Origin of the sequence: Pseudomonas sp. BN515, from assembly GCF_029873155.1 — a bacterium.
Classification (GTDB): Bacteria; Pseudomonadota; Gammaproteobacteria; order Pseudomonadales; family Pseudomonadaceae; genus Metapseudomonas.
This window is the reverse complement of sequence record NZ_SSOH01000070.1, coordinates 1-16114: the sequence shown is the minus strand read 5'-3', so window position 1 is coordinate 16114 and position 16114 is coordinate 1. Positions and strand designations below refer to the sequence as shown.

Sequence of the window (16114 nt, the reverse complement as noted above, 5' to 3'; positions counted from 1 at the left end):
GGCTGAGTCAAACCGTCGCAGGGGCAGAACCATGCCGAGCCCAGACGCCAAGCGCCATCTCACCGCTGTAGATAAACCGACCGAACCGACCGGCTATCAGTACGCCGAGCTGGATGGCGAGGCGCGCGTGGAAGATGCCGCCCTGGCTGAAGAGTGCGCCCTGGCGATTTCCTACAACGGCATCAGCTATGCCGTCATGATGGTTTCCCCCAGCGCCCTGGAAGACTTCGTTGCCGGCTTCAGCCTGAGCAGCGCCGTGGTGCAATCCATCGACGACATCTATGACATCCAGATCGAAGGCGAAGGCATCGCCCTGCACGCCGAGGTGGATATCGGCAATCGCGCCTTCTGGTCGCTCAAGGAGCAGCGCCGCAACCTGGCCGGCACCACCGGCTGCGGCCTCTGCGGCGTGGAAGCACTGGAACAGGCGCTGCCCGAACTGCGCTCCCTGGTCCCTGCGCCCCTGCCGCCAGCCGAGCACTTCGTCGACCTGCGCCAGCGCATCAACGAGGCCCAGGAACTGGCCCGGCGTAGCGGCGCGCTTCACGCCGCGCTGTTCGTCGATGCCGATGGCGCGCTGCGCCTGTGCCGCGAAGACATCGGCCGTCACAACGCCCTGGACAAACTGATCGGCGCCCTGCTGCGACAAGGCCTGGACCCACGCGCGGGTTTCGCCGTGGTCACCAGCCGCTGCAGCCTGGAACTCATCCACAAGGCGGTGCGTGCGGGCCTGTCCACCCTGGTCAGCCTGTCCGCCCCCACCACCCTGACCGTGGAATGGGCACGCCGGCACCACCTCAACCTTATCCATTTGCCCCATCACAGCGCCCCCCGGGTCTATAGCCCGGCGCCGCAAGCGAAAGCCGACATCGAATGAGCCTGCAACCCGTAAACCCCCGCTACAAACCCTACAAGGGCGCAGCGGCCGGTTGGGGTGCGCTGAAAAGCGTTACCCGCTTCTGGCTGGACAGCAAACAGCCGTTCAAGAACCTCCGCGCCCTGCTCAAGACCAACCAGAACGGCGGCTTCGACTGCCCCGGCTGCGCCTGGGGCGATTCCCCCGAGGACGGCCGCGTCAAGTTCTGCGAGAACGGCGCCAAGGCGGTCAACTGGGAAGCCACCAAGCGCCGGGTGGATGCCGCCTTCTTCGCCCGCTACAGCGTCAGCCAGCTGCGCGAGCAGAGCGACTACTGGCTCGAATACCAGGGCCGCCTGACCCAGCCCATGCGCTACGACCGCCAGACCGACCACTACGTACCGGTCAGTTGGGACCACGCCTTCGCCCTGGTGGCCCGCCACCTGCGCAACCTGGAAAGCCCGCACCAGGCCGAGTTCTACACCTCCGGCCGCGCCAGCAATGAGGCGGCGTACCTGTACCAGCTGTTCGTCCGCGCCTTCGGCACCAACAATTTCCCCGACTGCTCGAACATGTGCCACGAGGCCAGCGGCGTCGCCCTCATCCAGAGCGTCGGCGTGGGCAAGGGCAGCGTGACCTTCCACGATTTCGAGCATGCCGACGCCATCTTCGTATTCGGCCAGAACCCCGGCACCAATCACCCGCGCATGCTCGAACCGCTGCGCGAAGCGGTGAAGCGCGGCGCTCAGGTGGTCTGCTACAACCCGCTCAAGGAACGCGGCCTGGAGCGATTCCAGCACCCGCAGCATGCCCTGGAGATGCTCAGCAACGGCTCGCGCCCGCTGAACACTGCCTTCTTCCGCCCGGCCTTGGGTGGCGACATGGCCGCCGTTCGCGGCATCGCCAAGTTCCTGCTGCAGTGGGAGCGTGAAGCCCAGGCAAAGGGCGAGGCACCTGTGTTCGACCACGCCTTCATCGCCGAGCATACCGACGGTGTGGATGCCTACCTGGCTGAAGTGGACGCCACGCCCTGGACGCAGATCGAGCAGCAGTCGGGCCTGACCCTGGAGGAAATCGAGACCTCCGCGCGCATCTACCGCGATGCCGGGAACGTGATCATCTGCTGGGCCATGGGTATCACCCAGCACCGCCATTCGGTGCCGACCATCCAGGAAATCGTCAACCTGCAACTGTTGCGCGGCAACGTCGGCCGCCCTGGTGCCGGCCTCTGTCCGGTGCGCGGTCACAGCAACGTGCAGGGCGACCGCACCATGGGCATCAACGACCGCCCGCCGGCGCCACTGCTGGATGCGCTGGAAAGGCGTTTTGGCTTCAAGGTGCCGCGGGAGAATGGCCACAACACGGTGGAAGCGATCAACGCGATGCAGGGTGGCAAGGCGAAGGTCTTCATCGGCCTTGGCGGTAACTTCGCCCAGGCTACGCCGGACAGCCATCGCACCCACGCCGCATTGCGCAATTGCGAGCTGACGGTGCAGATCAGCACCAAGCTCAACCGCAGCCACCTCACTGTTGGCCAGGAAGCGTTGATCCTGCCGTGCCTGGGCCGTACTGACATCGATCGCCAGCTCGAAGGCCCGCAGGCGGTGACGGTGGAAGACTCCTTCAGCATGATCCACGCGTCCTATGGCCAACTGGAGCCTTCGTCCCGCGAGATGCGCTCGGAGCCGGCCATCGTCGCCGGTATCGCCAAGGCCACCCTGGGCAACCAGCCGGTGGACTGGGACGCGCTGATCGCCAACTACGACCGTATCCGTGACCTAATTGCCGAGACCATTCCCGGATTCGAGGACTTCAACCGTCGCGTGCAGCATCCCGGGGGGTTCTACCTGGGCAACGCGGCGAACGCCCGGCAATGGAGCACGCAGAGCGGCCGCGCCAACTTCGCGGCCAATCCGCTGCCGGAGGACCTGCTCCACGAGAAGGTCCGCAGCACCGGCGAGACGCCGCACCTGATCCTCCAGACCCTGCGCTCACACGACCAGTACAACACCACCATCTACGGCCTGGACGATCGCTATCGCGGCGTGCGGGGTCAGCGCGAGGTGGTCTTCGCCAATGAGGCCGACATCCGCCGGCTGGGCTTCGAACCGGGGCAGAAGGTGGACTTGGTGACGCTCTGGGACGACGGTGTGGAGCGACGGGTCTCCGGCTTCAGCTTGCTGGCCTTTGACATCCCCACCGGCCAGGCTGCCGCCTACTACCCGGAAACCAACCCGCTGGTGCCCCTGGAAAGCTACGGCGACGGCAGCTACACCCCCACGTCCAAGTTCGTGGCCATCCGCCTCGAAGCCTCTCGCGATAACGGCCGCATCCTCTGAAGTGGCCACCCCTGGGCTGGCGCTGACCGGCCCAGGGCGCGACAACGCAAGCACACAATGCTGCGTCTGAAATCATTCTTTAATTGAACTAAGAGAAGTTTGTTCCGCGAACTTCTATTCGCCAGAAACAATTTGAAATACGGATTCGATGCCTATATAAAGTCACGACGGAACTTTATAGTTTCTTGGCAATTTGCCAGCATCAAAAAGGGCTGAAAGCCAGGGAAAAAGCAGGAGGGAACAGGTCTCTGACAGCCCGATCCTGAAAAAGTTCTGCCGAAAAATCAGACAATTAAAAAAATAAGAAAAGTTGCTGCTTTTCGTCGCCAGATACTTGCTTAAGAAAATTCCTACAGTAAATATCGCCTCACCAAAACCACTGAGGCGATCCTCACCATGAAGTACACCTCGATCCTTCTTCTGTCCCTTGGCCTGGCCAGCGGCAGCGCCTTTGCAGGCGGCAATACCGATGCCGGTATTGGCGGCGCGCTGGGCGGGGTTGTGGGGTCCGTTGTCGGCAACGCAGTCGGCGGCAGCACCGGTGCAGCTATTGGCGCCGGCGTGGGTGGTGCAGCAGGCGGCGCAGTAGCGGCCCCGAAACGTAACCGTACCGAAGCCGCCATCGGCGGTGGCCTGGGCGCGGCTGGTGGTCAAGTTGTCGGCCGGCAAATGGGCGGCACCACTGGCGGCCTGATCGGTGCAGCCCTTGGTGGCGGCGCCGGCGGTGCCCTCGGCAACGAGTTCGGTGACCGTAACCGCTACGACGATGACGACTACGATGACGACCATCGCCACTATCGTCGCGCTTACCGCGACCACCCTGGTCGTGGACACGCCTGGGGCCATCGCAAGCACAAGCACCGCCACCACGGTGATTGGGACGACTGATCCTCACAATCAACAAAAAAGCCCGCGTCCAGCGGGCTTTTTCTGGACCTGAGGCCTGGTCGAGCGACAGCCGGCCTCTTCCCGCCCCCATAATCTGACCTGCGTCATGGGCCCCCTTGCACAAGCCGAGGGACCATGGACTCCCCCATTTGCAATGGAGACAAAGCACGATGCGTAAAGCAGTAACCGCCCTCGCCCTCAGCCTTCTGGCCACTCAGGCCGTAGTGGCCGGCGAAACCACCAACAATGCCATCGGTGGCGGCCTCGGTGGCGTCCTCGGCAACGTTGTTGGCAACGCTGTTGGCGGCAGCACTGGCGCGGCCATTGGCGCCGGCCTGGGTGGCGCAGCGGGTGGCGCCATGACCGCCAAGAGCGGCCGCAAGACCGAAGCCGCTATCGGCGGTGGTCTGGGCGCTGCGGGCGGCTCGGTAGCCGGTCGCGCACTGGGCGGCTCCACTGGCTCCGCCATTGGTGCTGGCCTGGGTGGTGCAGCGGGTGGTGCCATCGCCACCGAGCTGACCAAGGACGATCACGACGGTCACCACCACAAGCACCGCAAGCATCGCCACTGATCGCTGCACCCATGAAAAAGCCCGGCATTTGCCGGGCTTTTTCGTTACAGGCCGAAGTCAGGCAATCAGATCGGTGCTGGCGAACGATGCTACGCCAAGCAAGGAAATTTCGAACTCTGCAACTGCGTCCGCGTCAGTGCTTCCAAAAAGAACCCCATTGGCAAAACGCACTTGGCCTGTTGCATTGGCGCTGAATGCGCTTGCACCAATAAAACTGAACGCCTCATTGGCAACGGTGGCCGCATTCGCGTCCAGGGTGGACAGATCGAGCTTGTCGCCCTCTACCGTCTTGAAGTCCTTCACCACATCGCGCAGCGCACCCACCCCCATCTCGCCAAGGGCATTGAAGTCGAATAGGTCCGCCCCTGCGCCACCGGCCAACTGATCCACACCCAAACCACCGTTGAGGACGTTGGCCGCAGCATTGCCGGTGAGGATGTCGTTGAAGTTGCTGCCCGTCAGGTTCTCGACATTCAGCAATGTGTCGCTGCCCGAGCCCCCCGTCGCCTGGGCAGTCGTCACCGCCAAATTGGCAGTGACCGCCGCCGCTGCATAGAGGTAGGACGCAGTATCGACACCGGCACCACCATCCAGGACGTTGTTGCCCGCACCGGCGAACAGCGTGTTGGCGAGCGCGTTGCCGGTACCGTTGGCGGCACCTGCCGCCAGCAGCCGCAAATTCTCCACGTTGGCCCCCAGGGTGTAGGCCCCCAGAGAGCTGTAAACCGTGTCGGTGCCGCCGGTTGCCACCACCGCGTTGGTCTCGCTGACGACATCCCCCGCGGCGTTGACGAAGTAGATATCGGAACCATCGCCACCGATCAGCACATCGTTGCCGAGACCACCGTCGAGGGTGTTCGCCCCGGCATTACCGGTCAGGGTGTCGTTGAGGTTGCTGCCCGTCAGGTTCTCGAAGTTCAGCAGCGTGTCGCTGCCCGAGCCCCCCGTTGCCTGGGCAGTCGTCACCGCCAGGCTGGCGGTTACCGCCGCCGTTGCATAGACGTAGGACGCGGTGTCTGCGCCGGCCCCGCCATCCAGAATATTGTTGCCCGCACCGGCGAACAGCGTGTTGGCGAGCGCGTTGCCGGTGCCGTTCGCCGCACCCGCCGCCAGCAGGCGCAAATTCTCCACGTTGGCACCCAGGGTGTAGGCCCCCAGGGCGCTGTAAACCGTGTCGGTGCCGCCAGTCGCCGCCACTGCGTTGGTCTCGCTGACGACATCCCCTGCTGCGTTGACGAAGTAGATATCGGAGCCATCGCCACCGGTCAGCACATCGTTGCCGAGACCACCGTCGAGGGTGTTCGCCCCGGCATTACCGGTCAGGGTGTCGTTGAGGTTGCTGCCCGTCAGGTTCTCGACATTCAACAGTGTGTCGCTGCCCGAGCCCCCCGTCGCCTGGGCAGTCGTCACCGCCAAACTGGCGGTGACCGCCGCTGTCGCATAGAGGTAGGACGCGGTGTCGGCGCCAGCACCACCATCCAGGACGTTGTTGCCTGCCCCCGCAAACAGCGTGTTGGCGAGCGCGTTGCCGGTGCCGTTCGCCGCACCCGCCGCCAGCAGGCGCAAGTTCTCCACGTTGGCCCCCAGGGTGTAGGCCCCCAGTGAGCTGTAAACCGTGTCGGTGCCACCGGTCGCGGCCACCGCGTTGGTCTCGCTGACGAAATCGCCCGCATTGTCGACGAAGTAGATATCGGAGCCATCGCCGCCGATCAGCACATCAACGCCGAGACCACCGTTGAGGGTGTTGGCTCCGGCGTTACCGGTCAGGGTGTCGTTGAAGTTGCTGCCCGTCAGATTCTCGACATTCAGCAGCGTGTCGCTGCCCGAGCCCCCCGTTGCCTGGGCAGTCGTCACCGCCAGGCTGGCAGTGACCGCCGCCGTCGCATAGAGGTAGGACGCGGTGTCGGCGCCGGCCCCGCCATCCAGAATATTGTTGCCCGCACCGGCGAACAGCGTGTTGGCGAGAACGTTGCCGGTACCGTTGGCGGCACCTGCCGCCAGCAGGCGCAAGTTCTCCACATTGGCCCCCAGGGTGTAGGCCCCCAGAGAGCTGTAAACCGTGTCGGTGCCACCAGTCGCCGCCACCGCGTTGGTTTCGCTGACGATATCGAACACGCTGTCGACGTAATAGATATCGGAGCCATCGCCCCCGAGCATGCGGTCAAACCCAATCCCGCCATTGAGCACATCATCGCCCGCTCCGCCAACGAGGTGATCGTTCATGGCCGCGCCGGTCAGTTGGTCGTTCCCCGCGAACCCTTCGATGATCGCGGCGCCCGGTCCTGTCCAAGTCAGGACATTGGCTGCCGCATCTCCGGTCAGGCCTGTCAGCCGGTTACCGTTGGCATCAAAACGCTGGGAATGGACATCGCCGACCAAACCGGCGGCGTCGTAGGAATCCCAGCTGATCACATAGCTGCCATCAACCAGCAGAGTGACGTGCGGAAACTCCTGAATGTTGGCGGTGTTGGTATTTATCCTGACTTCCAGACCGACCTTGGCTCCGCTGGCATTGAAGCGCTGGGCGAAAATCCCTGTCTCGTCACCGCCACCACTTCCGCACCAGACCAACAGATATCCACCGTCCAACAGCGCGGTGATTTCAGGCTCGCCCTGGGAGCCGACGGTAGTGGTGTTAACCCGCACCTGCGTACCCACTTTGGTACCCGCGGAGTTGAAGAGCTGGACATAAGTGTCCGTCGTGCCATCCGTACTGTCCTGGATGGTCTCCCATGTGACGACATAGCCACCATTGGCCAGCGGTGCTATGGCGGGTTCGTCCTGGCTGTCGAGCACATCGGTGTTGATACGAGTTTCCACGCCCACCTTGGCACCGCTGGCGTTGAAGCGCTGCGCAAAGATCCCATATGAGTCACCGCTGCCAGTCCCTTCCCACACCACCAGGTACCCACCATCGGCAAGACCCGAGATTGTGGGGTAGTCCTGTGGACCGGCAGTGGTCGTATTGACCACGACCTCTGCTCCGACCTTCACGCCATTGGCGTCGTAGCGCTGCAGGCAACTTGTGCCGATGCTGCCGTCCTGACCATCCGATGCCCAGACAACCACGAAGCCGCCGTCGGTCAATGCAGTGATTTCGGGATTGTATTGCCAGTTCAACGTTGTGCTGTTGACCCTGGTTTCGACTCCCAACTTGACGCCTGCGGCGTCATAACGCTGCATGAAAATCTCGGCGTCGCTGCCGGCGACCTCAGTGATCCAGCTCACCACATAGCCGCCGTTGAGCAGCGCAACCACGGAAGGATTATTTTGCACGCCGGTCACGACAGTGTTGACGCGGGTTTCCGCACCTACCGGGACGCCCCTGGCGTCATAGCGCTGGGTGAAAATACCGTCGGCGTCGCCCGTTCCAGCCCCCTTCCACACCACCACATAACCGCCGTCCGTCAGCGCCACGACATCAGACTCGTTCTGATTGCCAGTGGTGGTGGTGTTTACGACGTTCTCTCCATAAACAAAGGTAGGCATGACAATCTCCATCTGCGAATTGACGGAAGGGACCGGGGGCCCACAGCCTCTGGAGACTAGATCGCGGACATTAGATTGCCATCACCGCACTCAGGCTACGCTGACGAACGGGCAGGGACGCTGACTCGCGTGCAGTCGGCGCCCCTGAAGGTCTTCCTTTACCAGCCGGGCGCTGGTGTGTCTCAGCCGATCTGTTCGGCGCGCGCCTCATCCACGTCGCCGCTGGCCATGCAGGCGGCCGCGGTGAAGAGAACGTCGGTGGACGAGTTGAGCGCGGTTTCGGCAGCGTCCTGAAGGATACCGATGATGAAACCGACGGCGACCACCTGCATCGCCACCTCGCTGGGGATGCCGAACAGGCTGCAAGCCAGCGGGATCAGCAGCAGCGAACCACCGGCCACACCGGAAGCGCCACAGGCACAGATGGACGCCACCACGCTGAGCAGGATGGCGGTGGGAATGTCCACGGCGATGCCCAGGGTCTTCACCGCCGCCAGGGTCAGTACGGTGATGGTGATGGCCGCGCCGGCCATGTTGATGGTGGCACCCAGGGGAATGGATACCGAGTAGGTGTCCTCGTGCAGGCCGAGCTTTTCCGACAGCTGCAGGTTCACCGGGATGTTGGCGGCAGAGCTGCGGGTGAAGAAGGCGGTGATACCGCTTTCGCGCAGGCAGGTCAGCACCAGCGGATAGGGATTGCGGCGAATCTTCCAGAACACGATCAGCGGGTTCACCACGAAGGCCACGAACAGCATGCAGCCCAGCAGCACCGCCAGCAGATGCGCGTAGTCGGCCAGCACGCCGATGCCGTTCTCCGCGAGGGTCGAGGCCACCAGGCCGAAGATCCCCACCGGGGCGAAGCTGATCACAACGCGGACGATCAGCGATACGCCATGGGACAGGTCGCTGAACACGTTGCGGGTGGTTTCGCTGCCCTGGCGAATGGCGATGCCCAGACCCACGGCCCAGACCAGGATGCCGATGAAGTTGGCTTCCATCAGCGCAGTCACCGGGTTGGCCACGGCGCTGCCCAGCAGGCTCAGCAATACCTCGGAGATGTTGCCGGGCGGTGCCAGGTCAGCGGCACCGGTGGTCAGCGTGATGGTGGAGGGGAAGAGACTGGAAGCGAGCACCGCCACCACGGCGGCGGAGAAAGTGCCGATCAGATAGAGCACGAGGATCGGGCGGATATGCGTACGCTCGCCCGGCGTGTGATTGGCGATGGCGGCGATCACCAGGACGAACACCAGCACCGGCGCCACGGCCTTCAGGGCCATGACGAAGAGCTTGCCGAGGAGGCCTGCGGCGCTGGCGGACGAGGGGGCGATCAGGGCGAGGGCGATGCCGGCGATCAGGCCGATGATGATCCGGGTCACCAGGCTGGTGCCTTTCAAGCGTTGCAGGATGGAGCCGTTTGCATGGGTCATGGCAGGTACCGCTGAACGTCGGGCCGCACGAGGAGCCGGCCCGGGAGTGGCAATTGGACTCCGATGACGTCCCGTCCTCCATGCTGCAGATCAAGCAAAAAGAAAGAACCCTGCCGCGTGGTGTTCACCTCGCAGCCGGTCGGGACGTTTCGGGTTTGGCGCGCATTGTGCGGATTCACACAAACGATGGGTAGAGCGGACGGACGGTCGGGGCGCTGTATGTCGCGATTTCGGCCATTTCAGGTCGAATGGCTGAAAGTTGTCCACAGGTACGGCGGACCACGAAGAGACTCTGTAGGAGCGAATTCATTCGCGAAGGGGCGCAACGCGCCCCGAATGCCTCATTGCCGCGAGGATGGTGGGCTTATCGCGAATGAATTCGCTCCCACAAAATGGGCTAAGCGTCAGCCTTCCACCACCAACTCTGCCAACGCCGCACGCAGCGTCTCGGGAATCGGCACTGGCCGGTTGCTCTCGCGATCAACGAAGACATGCACGAAGCGTCCGGCGGCGCAGGCTTCATCCTCGCCCTGCTTGAAGATCGCCAGTTCGTATTGCACCGAACTGTTGCCCAGCTTGCCCACTCGCAGCCCGACCTCGATGCGGTCGGGGAAGGCGATGGAGGCGAAGTAGTCGCAGGACGAACTGACCACGAAACCCACCACGCCGCCGTCGTGGATATCCAGCCCACCCTTTTCGATCAGGTAGGTGTTCACCGCGCTGTCGAAGTAGCCGTAATAGACCACGTTGTTCACATGGCCGTAGATGTCGTTGTCGTGCCAGCGCGTGGTGATGGGTTGGAAGTGGCGATAGTCGCCGCGCAGGTGCTGGGGTTGGCTCATGGGGTTCCCTGGGTTCGGTTGGATCGGTTCATGCAGGAGCGAGCTTGCTCGCGAACGGCTGCATTCGCCAGCAAGCTCGCTCCTACCGGAGGTTCAGTAGGCGGCCTGGTAGATAGCCAGGGCCTGCTCTTCGCTGACCTCGCGCGGATTATTCACCAGCAGGCGCTGCTGCAACATGGCATCGCTGGCCAGGCGCGGCAGCATGGCCTCGGGAACGCCGGCATCGCGCAATCGAGTGGGCAATCCGCTGCGTTCACTGAAAGCGGCGAGCTCGAGGATCAACTGCTCGGTGAGCTGCATTTCGCTGCCCTGTTTGAGTTTGCTGCCGAGCACCAGCGGCGCCAGCTCCGCGTAAAGCGGTGCAGCCACTTCGGCGTTGAAGCGGAGCACGTGGGGCAGCACCAGGGCGTTGGACAGGCCATGGGGAATGTGGAAGTGCCCGCCCAGCGGATAGGCCAGCGCATGCACGGCCGCCACCGGAGCATTGGCGAACGCCTGGCCAGCAAGGCAGGCACCCAGCAGCATCGCCTGGCGCGCTTCGCGGTTGCGGCCGTCCCGGACCACGGCATCGAGGTTGCCGGCCAGGAGACGCAGGGCCTCACGTCCCAACAGGTCGGACAGCGGATTCTTCTTCAGCTTGCTGGTGTAGGACTCGATGGCATGGACCATGGCGTCGATGCCAGTGGCCGCCGTGACCGCCGCCGGCAGGCCGAGGGTCAGGTCTGCGTCGAGCAGCGCGAGATCCGGCAGCAACAGCGGCGACACCACGCCCATCTTGGTGGTCTCGCCGGTGGTGACGATGGCGATGGGCGTCACCTCGGATCCGGTACCGGCAGTGGTCGGCACCTGCAACAGTGGCAGGCGGCGGCCGCGTGCGTTGCCTACGCCATAGATATCCGCCAGCCCCTGCTGGCAGTCGGGATGTGCCAGCAGCGCCACCAACTTGGCCACGTCCATCGAGCTGCCGCCGCCAAAGCCCACCACCAGCTGGGCGCCTAGGACTTTCCCCAGCTCCACGGCTTCCAGCACCACCGCCTCGGGCGGATCGGCCTGGACCTGGTCGTAGACCGCAACGCTGAGGCCCGCGAGAGCGAAGCCGAGGAGGATGTCGTCGAGCAGGCCAAGCCGGGTGATGCCCGGATCGGTCACCAGCAGGACGCGTTGGGCATCGCGCTCGCGACAAAGGTCGGCCAGGCGTGTGGCAGAGCCGGATTCGCAGAGGATCTGCGCGGTAGTGGCAAAGCTGAAGGGCTGCATCGGGGCGTCCTCCGTTGTTGTGGGGGCGCACCGCATTCACGCGGTGCGCCGGCTCGCCTGGTCAGAAGGCGAAATGCGCCTCGGGCAGCGCCATCAGGCAATCCGCGCCACCCAGCAGGGCTTCGCGGTGGCTGCTGGCACGGGGCAGCACGCGACGCAGGTAGAAGCGCGCGCTGTGCAGCTTGGCCTGGTAGAAGTCAGCCTCCGAGGAGCCCGCTTCCAGGGCGTCCTGGGCACGCGCCGCCGCCTGCAACCAGAAACCCGCCAATAGGACATAGGCCGAGTACTGCAGGAAGTCCACCGAGGCGGCACCGATTTCCTCGGGGTTCTCCCGCACCCGGTCCAGCAGGGTCGCGGTCAGGCCACGCCACTCCTGCAGACGCGCCAGCACAGCACCGGCCAGCTCGGCCAGTTCGGTGCGTGCAGCCTGGGCATCGGCCAGCGCGGCAAACTCGTCCTGCAGGGCGGCCAGTTCGGCACCGCCGTCGCCCATCAGCTTGCGGCGGATCAGGTCCAGCGCCTGGATGCCGTTGGTGCCTTCGTATATCTGGGTGATGCGGCTGTCGCGCATCAGCTGCTCCATGCCCCACTCGCGGATGAAGCCGTGACCGCCGTAAACCTGCACGCCGAGACTGGCCACTTCCTGGCCCATGTCGGTGAGGAAGGCCTTGACGATGGGGATCAGCAGCGCAGCGCGACGGCTGGAAGCCTTGCGTTGGGCCGCGTCCGGATGGCCGTGCTCCAGGTCCAGCTGGCGCGCGCAGTAGGCGGCCAGCATGCGGCTGCCCTCCACCAGGGTTTTCTGGGTCAGCAGCATCCGCCGCACATCGGGATGGTGGATGATCGGGTCCGCCGGCTTGTCCGGTGCCGCCGCCCCGCTGAGGGCGCGGGATTGCAGGCGCTCGCGGGCATAGGCCAGGGCGCCCTGGAACGCCTGCTCGCCGATGCCGAGCCCTTGCAGGCCGACCTGGAAGCGCGCGTCGTTCATCATGGTGAACATGCACGCCAGGCCCTGGTTGGCTTCACCGATCAGCCAGCCGGTGGCGCCGTCGAAGTTCATCACACAGGTGGCCGCGCCCTTGATGCCCATCTTGTGTTCGATGGCACCGCAGGAAACGGCATTCTTCGCTCCCGGCGTGCCATCGGGGTTGGCGATGAACTTGGGCACCAGCAGCAGGCTGATGCCCTTCACCCCGGCCGGGGCATCCGGCAGTCGCGCCAGCACCAGGTGGACGATGTTCTCGGACAGATCCTGCTCGCCGCCACTGATGAAGATCTTGCTGCCGCTGACCTTGAAGCTGCCGTCGGCCTGGGGCTCGGCACGGGTGCGCAGCAGGGCGAGGTCGGTACCGGCCTGGGGTTCGGTGAGGCACATGGTGCCGGCCCACTGGCCGCTCACCAGTTTCTCCAGATAGGCCTGCCTGAGGGCATCGCTGCCGTGCTTGTAGAGAGCCACGACTGCACCCTCGGTCAGGCCCGAGTAGACGCGGAACGACAGGCTGGCGCCCATCAGCATCTCGTGGAAGTTGCACGCGACCATCTGCGGGAAGCCCTGGCCGCCGAACTCCTGCGGGCCGGTCATGCTCGCCCAGCCGTTGTCGCAGTAGTGCCGATAAGCCTCGCGGAAGCCCTTGGGCGTGGTCACCTCGCCCTGCGCCAGGGTCACGCCTTCTTCGTCGCTGTTGCGGTTGAGCGGCGAGACCACTTCGGCCGCGTAGCGCGCGCCCTCTTCCAGCACGCCGTCGATCAGTTCGCGGTCCAGGCCGTTGGCCAGCAGCTCGCAGTGGGCGGAAACGTCGAAGAGTTCGTGGAGCACGAAGCGCATGTCGCGCAGGGGTGCCTTGTAAGCCATGTCAGGCCTCCTGTTGAAAATCGGCGAGGTGGTGGCCGGACTCGGCCAGGCGACGGATCAGTGCGGCCGGCTGCCAGTGGCCGCCGAAGCGCTCGGCCAGCGCTTCCAGGCGCGCGCGGATAGCCGGCAGCCCCTGGCTGTCGGCCCAGGCCATCGGCCCGCCCTTGTCAGCCGGAAAGCCGTAGCCATTGAGGTAAACGGTGTCGATATCGGTACTGGAGGCTGCGATGCCTTCTTCGAGGATCTTCGCCCCTTCGTTGACCAGGGCCAGCAGACAACGCTCGAGGATTTCCTCGGGGCCAACATTGCGACGCTCGAAGCCGAGCTGCTCTGACACCTGCAGCACCAGGGCGTCCACTTCCGGGTCGTGCTCGGCCTGACGGCTGCCTTCGGCGTAGCGGTAGTAGCCCATGCGCGACTTCTGGCCGAAGCGGCCAAGGCCGCAGAGGCGATTGTCCACCTGCACCGCCGGGTCATCCTGGCCCTTGCCCGCCAGTTCACGGGCGCGCCATTCCAGGTCGATGCCGACCACGTCGTACATGCGGAACGGGCCCATGGCGAAGCCGAAGCCCTGCAGCGCACTGTCCACCTCATGAGGGAACGCGCCTTCCAGCAGCATCATGCGCGCCTCGCGCACGTAGGTATGGAGCATGCGATTGCCGATGAAACCCTTGCAGTTGCCGGCTACCACGCAAACCTTGCCCATGCGCCGGCCCAGTTCCAGGGTGGCGTCCAGCACCACGGGTGCCGTGTGTGCGCCACGGACGATCTCCAGCAGCTTCATGATGTGCGCCGGGCTGAAGAAGTGCAGACCGAGGACCTGCTCCGGGCGCCCGGTCACGGCGGCGATGGCGTCGATATCCAGCGCGGAGGTATTGCTGGCGAGGATGGCCGTCGGCTTCAGACAGGCATCCAGCTCGCGGAAGATGGATTGCTTGAGTTCGAGGTTCTCGAAGACAGCCTCGATCACCAGATCGACATCGGCCAGCTCGTCGTAGCCGCCCACCGGCTGGATGCGGGCGACGCGCTCGGCGGCCTGGACCTCGCTGATGCGGCCCTGGCGCACGCTGTGGGCGTAGGTATCGGCCACCACGCCTAGGGCCTGTTCGAGCATCTGCGGGTTGTTGTCCAGCCAGCGGACGTCAAGGCCAGCGCTGGCCAGGCTCATGACGATGCCGCGGCCCATGGTGCCCGCGCCGATCACGGCGGCACGCTGGATGTTGAATGCGCTCTGGGTCATGGATGGCCCTCTTGTTGTTCTGACGGGGAGACAAATCGCCAATCACCTTAAGGAAGCCGGTACTATTTTTGAAATTTAGTCTTGTGATGAATGGCATTCCTCCGGTGAATATCTCCAATTTCGATCTCAATCTCCTGCGGGTACTGGACGCCCTGCTGCGCGAGCGCAACGTCTCCCGTGCGGCGGAGCGCCTGGCCCTCAGCCAGCCGGCGGTGAGCAATGCGCTGAACCGTCTGCGCGAACTGCTCGGCGACCCGCTGCTGGTGCGCGTCGGCCGGGCAATGCAGCCGACACCCCGGGCGCTGGCCCTGGAAACGCCGATCCGCGCCGCGCTCAAGCAGATCGAGCAGAGCCTGGTGATCGGTGAAGGTTTCGACCCGGCACGCAGCCGCCAGCGCTTCACCATCGCCGTGACGGACTACGTGGAACTGATCTGCATGCCACGCCTGCTGCAGCAGTTGGCCGAGGAAGCGCCGGGGGTCAAGATCGCCATCCGCCACCTCTCTCCGAGCCTGCCCGCCGCCGCGCTGGACCACGGAGAACTGGACCTGGTGTTGGGTCGCTTCGAAAGCATTCCCTCGCGCTTCGCCAGCCGCCGCTGGATGAGCGAAACGCTGCGCCTGGTGGCCCGTCGCGACCATCCTCAGTTGCAGGAGGCGCCCGACCTCGCCGGCTTTCTCAGGCTACGCCACCTCTGGGTACACGGTGGCCAGACCAAAGGCATGGTCGATCAGTGGCTGGGGGAACAGGGGCTGGCGCGGGACATCGTCTACACCACGCCCAACTATCTGCAGGCGGCCCATATCGTCGCCAGCACCGACCTCAGCGTGGTGCTGCCGGCGCGATTGGCCCACCACTTCGCCGGCCTGCTGCCCTTGCAGGTACATCCCCTGCCCTTCGCCGTCGGGCCCTTCCATCTCGACCTGGTGAGCGTGGCCCAGCGCGAAGAGGATGAAGCCCTGCAATGGCTGATCGAACATTTGATGGGCATCGGCCGGATATGAGGTGGATGAGCAGGGTGGGCTTCAGCCCACCGGGATGATGGGTATCGCTCCGCTCCACCCATCCTACGGAGGAGCCTGTGGGAGCGATTTCATTTGAACTTGGGAAACCACGTCCTGAGGACCTGGTCATGAGTCATCGGCTCTGCCTGTGACGATTCGACTGCTTGGGCTAGCAGGATGAAGGCGATCGGGTAGGGTACACCGTGCGCACCGGCGGTTTGGCCTGGTGCCGAAGCGGGTCCTGAAGTCGGTGCGCACAGCGCACCCTACGGTCCAGACCGGGCGAAAGAGGTCGGCGTTGTGCTCGGTAGTGGATTCGCCCCCTTCCAGGGGGCTACCGCAAGTCCA

General features: G+C 64.5%; 11 protein-coding genes. 5 read left to right on the top strand and 6 right to left on the bottom strand.

What is annotated here, in order from left to right:
- The first annotated feature begins 31 nt into the window (after positions 1–31).
- The 4 genes from fdhD (at position 32) to E8E91_RS16725 (ending at position 4655) form a co-directional block, all read left to right on the top strand.
- Positions 32–877, top strand: a complete 846-nt coding sequence (gene fdhD / locus E8E91_RS16740) for a formate dehydrogenase accessory sulfurtransferase FdhD (protein ID WP_280377095.1) — start codon at positions 32–34, stop codon at positions 875–877.
- Positions 874–3195 carry an FdhF/YdeP family oxidoreductase gene (locus E8E91_RS16735; RefSeq protein ID WP_280377094.1) on the top strand — a complete coding sequence of 774 codons (2322 nt, stop codon included), beginning with the start codon at positions 874–876 and terminating at the stop codon, positions 3193–3195. Before fdhD ends, E8E91_RS16735 begins: the two co-directional genes overlap by 4 nt.
- A 396-nt stretch (positions 3196–3591) precedes the next feature.
- Positions 3592–4083 carry a hypothetical protein gene (locus tag E8E91_RS16730; RefSeq protein ID WP_280370127.1) on the top strand — a complete coding sequence of 164 codons (492 nt, stop codon included), beginning with the start codon at positions 3592–3594 and terminating at the stop codon, positions 4081–4083.
- 170 nt (positions 4084–4253) lie between these two features.
- Positions 4254–4655, top strand: a complete 402-nt coding sequence (locus tag E8E91_RS16725; RefSeq protein ID WP_190829448.1) for a glycine zipper domain-containing protein — start codon at positions 4254–4256, stop codon at positions 4653–4655.
- A 57-nt stretch (positions 4656–4712) separates the two neighbouring features.
- Here E8E91_RS16725 and E8E91_RS16720 read toward each other — a convergent pair whose 3' ends face one another.
- The 6 genes from E8E91_RS16720 to E8E91_RS16695 all read right to left on the bottom strand — a co-directional run bounded on the left by E8E91_RS16720 (position 4713) and on the right by E8E91_RS16695 (position 14762).
- The gene (locus E8E91_RS16720; protein ID WP_280377091.1) at positions 4713–8144 is read right to left on the bottom strand and encodes a calcium-binding protein; all 3432 of its coding nucleotides are present in this window, start codon (positions 8142–8144) and stop codon (positions 4713–4715) included.
- 182 nt (positions 8145–8326) lie between these two features.
- Positions 8327–9571: a serine/threonine transporter SstT gene (gene sstT / locus E8E91_RS16715; RefSeq protein WP_280377079.1), complete on the bottom strand. Its 1245-nt coding sequence runs from the start codon at positions 9569–9571 to the stop codon at positions 8327–8329.
- Positions 9572–9975: 404 nt separating this feature from the next.
- Positions 9976–10413, bottom strand: coding sequence for a thioesterase family protein (locus E8E91_RS16710; RefSeq protein WP_280377076.1), 438 nt, complete (start codon positions 10411–10413; stop codon positions 9976–9978).
- Positions 10414–10506: 93 nt separating this feature from the next.
- Entirely contained in the window at positions 10507–11670 is a 1164-nt protein-coding gene (locus E8E91_RS16705; protein ID WP_280377073.1) for an iron-containing alcohol dehydrogenase, read from the bottom strand.
- 61 nt (positions 11671–11731) lie between these two features.
- Positions 11732–13522, bottom strand: a complete 1791-nt coding sequence (locus tag E8E91_RS16700) for an acyl-CoA dehydrogenase C-terminal domain-containing protein (protein ID WP_280377071.1) — start codon at positions 13520–13522, stop codon at positions 11732–11734.
- 1 nt (position 13523) lies between these two features.
- Positions 13524–14762, bottom strand: a complete 1239-nt coding sequence (locus tag E8E91_RS16695) for a 3-hydroxyacyl-CoA dehydrogenase (protein ID WP_280377069.1) — start codon at positions 14760–14762, stop codon at positions 13524–13526.
- Positions 14763–14866: 104 nt separating this feature from the next.
- Between E8E91_RS16695 and E8E91_RS16690 the strand changes: the two genes are divergently transcribed.
- A complete protein-coding gene (locus E8E91_RS16690) occupies positions 14867–15766 on the top strand; it encodes a LysR family transcriptional regulator (protein ID WP_280377067.1) in 900 nt (299 codons plus the stop codon).
- The last annotated feature ends 348 nt before the right edge of the window (positions 15767–16114 follow it).

Bases quoted from the DNA above. Each gene is read 5' to 3' on its own strand.
- E8E91_RS16710 (WP_280377076.1), bottom strand. From the start codon at position 10,413: ATGAGCCAACCCCAGCACCTGCGCGGCGACTATCGCCACTTCCAACCC.
- E8E91_RS16725 (WP_190829448.1), top strand. From the start codon at position 4,254: ATGCGTAAAGCAGTAACCGCCCTCGCCCTCAGCCTTCTGGCCACTCAG.
- E8E91_RS16705 (WP_280377073.1), bottom strand. From the start codon at position 11,670: ATGCAGCCCTTCAGCTTTGCCACTACCGCGCAGATCCTCTGCGAATCC.
- E8E91_RS16695 (WP_280377069.1), bottom strand. From the start codon at position 14,762: ATGACCCAGAGCGCATTCAACATCCAGCGTGCCGCCGTGATCGGCGCG.
- E8E91_RS16700 (WP_280377071.1), bottom strand. From the start codon at position 13,522: ATGGCTTACAAGGCACCCCTGCGCGACATGCGCTTCGTGCTCCACGAA.
- E8E91_RS16720 (WP_280377091.1), bottom strand. From the start codon at position 8,144: ATGCCTACCTTTGTTTATGGAGAGAACGTCGTAAACACCACCACCACT.
- E8E91_RS16730 (WP_280370127.1), top strand. From the start codon at position 3,592: ATGAAGTACACCTCGATCCTTCTTCTGTCCCTTGGCCTGGCCAGCGGC.
- fdhD (WP_280377095.1), top strand. From the start codon at position 32: ATGCCGAGCCCAGACGCCAAGCGCCATCTCACCGCTGTAGATAAACCG.
- E8E91_RS16735 (WP_280377094.1), top strand. From the start codon at position 874: ATGAGCCTGCAACCCGTAAACCCCCGCTACAAACCCTACAAGGGCGCA.
- sstT (WP_280377079.1), bottom strand. From the start codon at position 9,571: ATGACCCATGCAAACGGCTCCATCCTGCAACGCTTGAAAGGCACCAGC.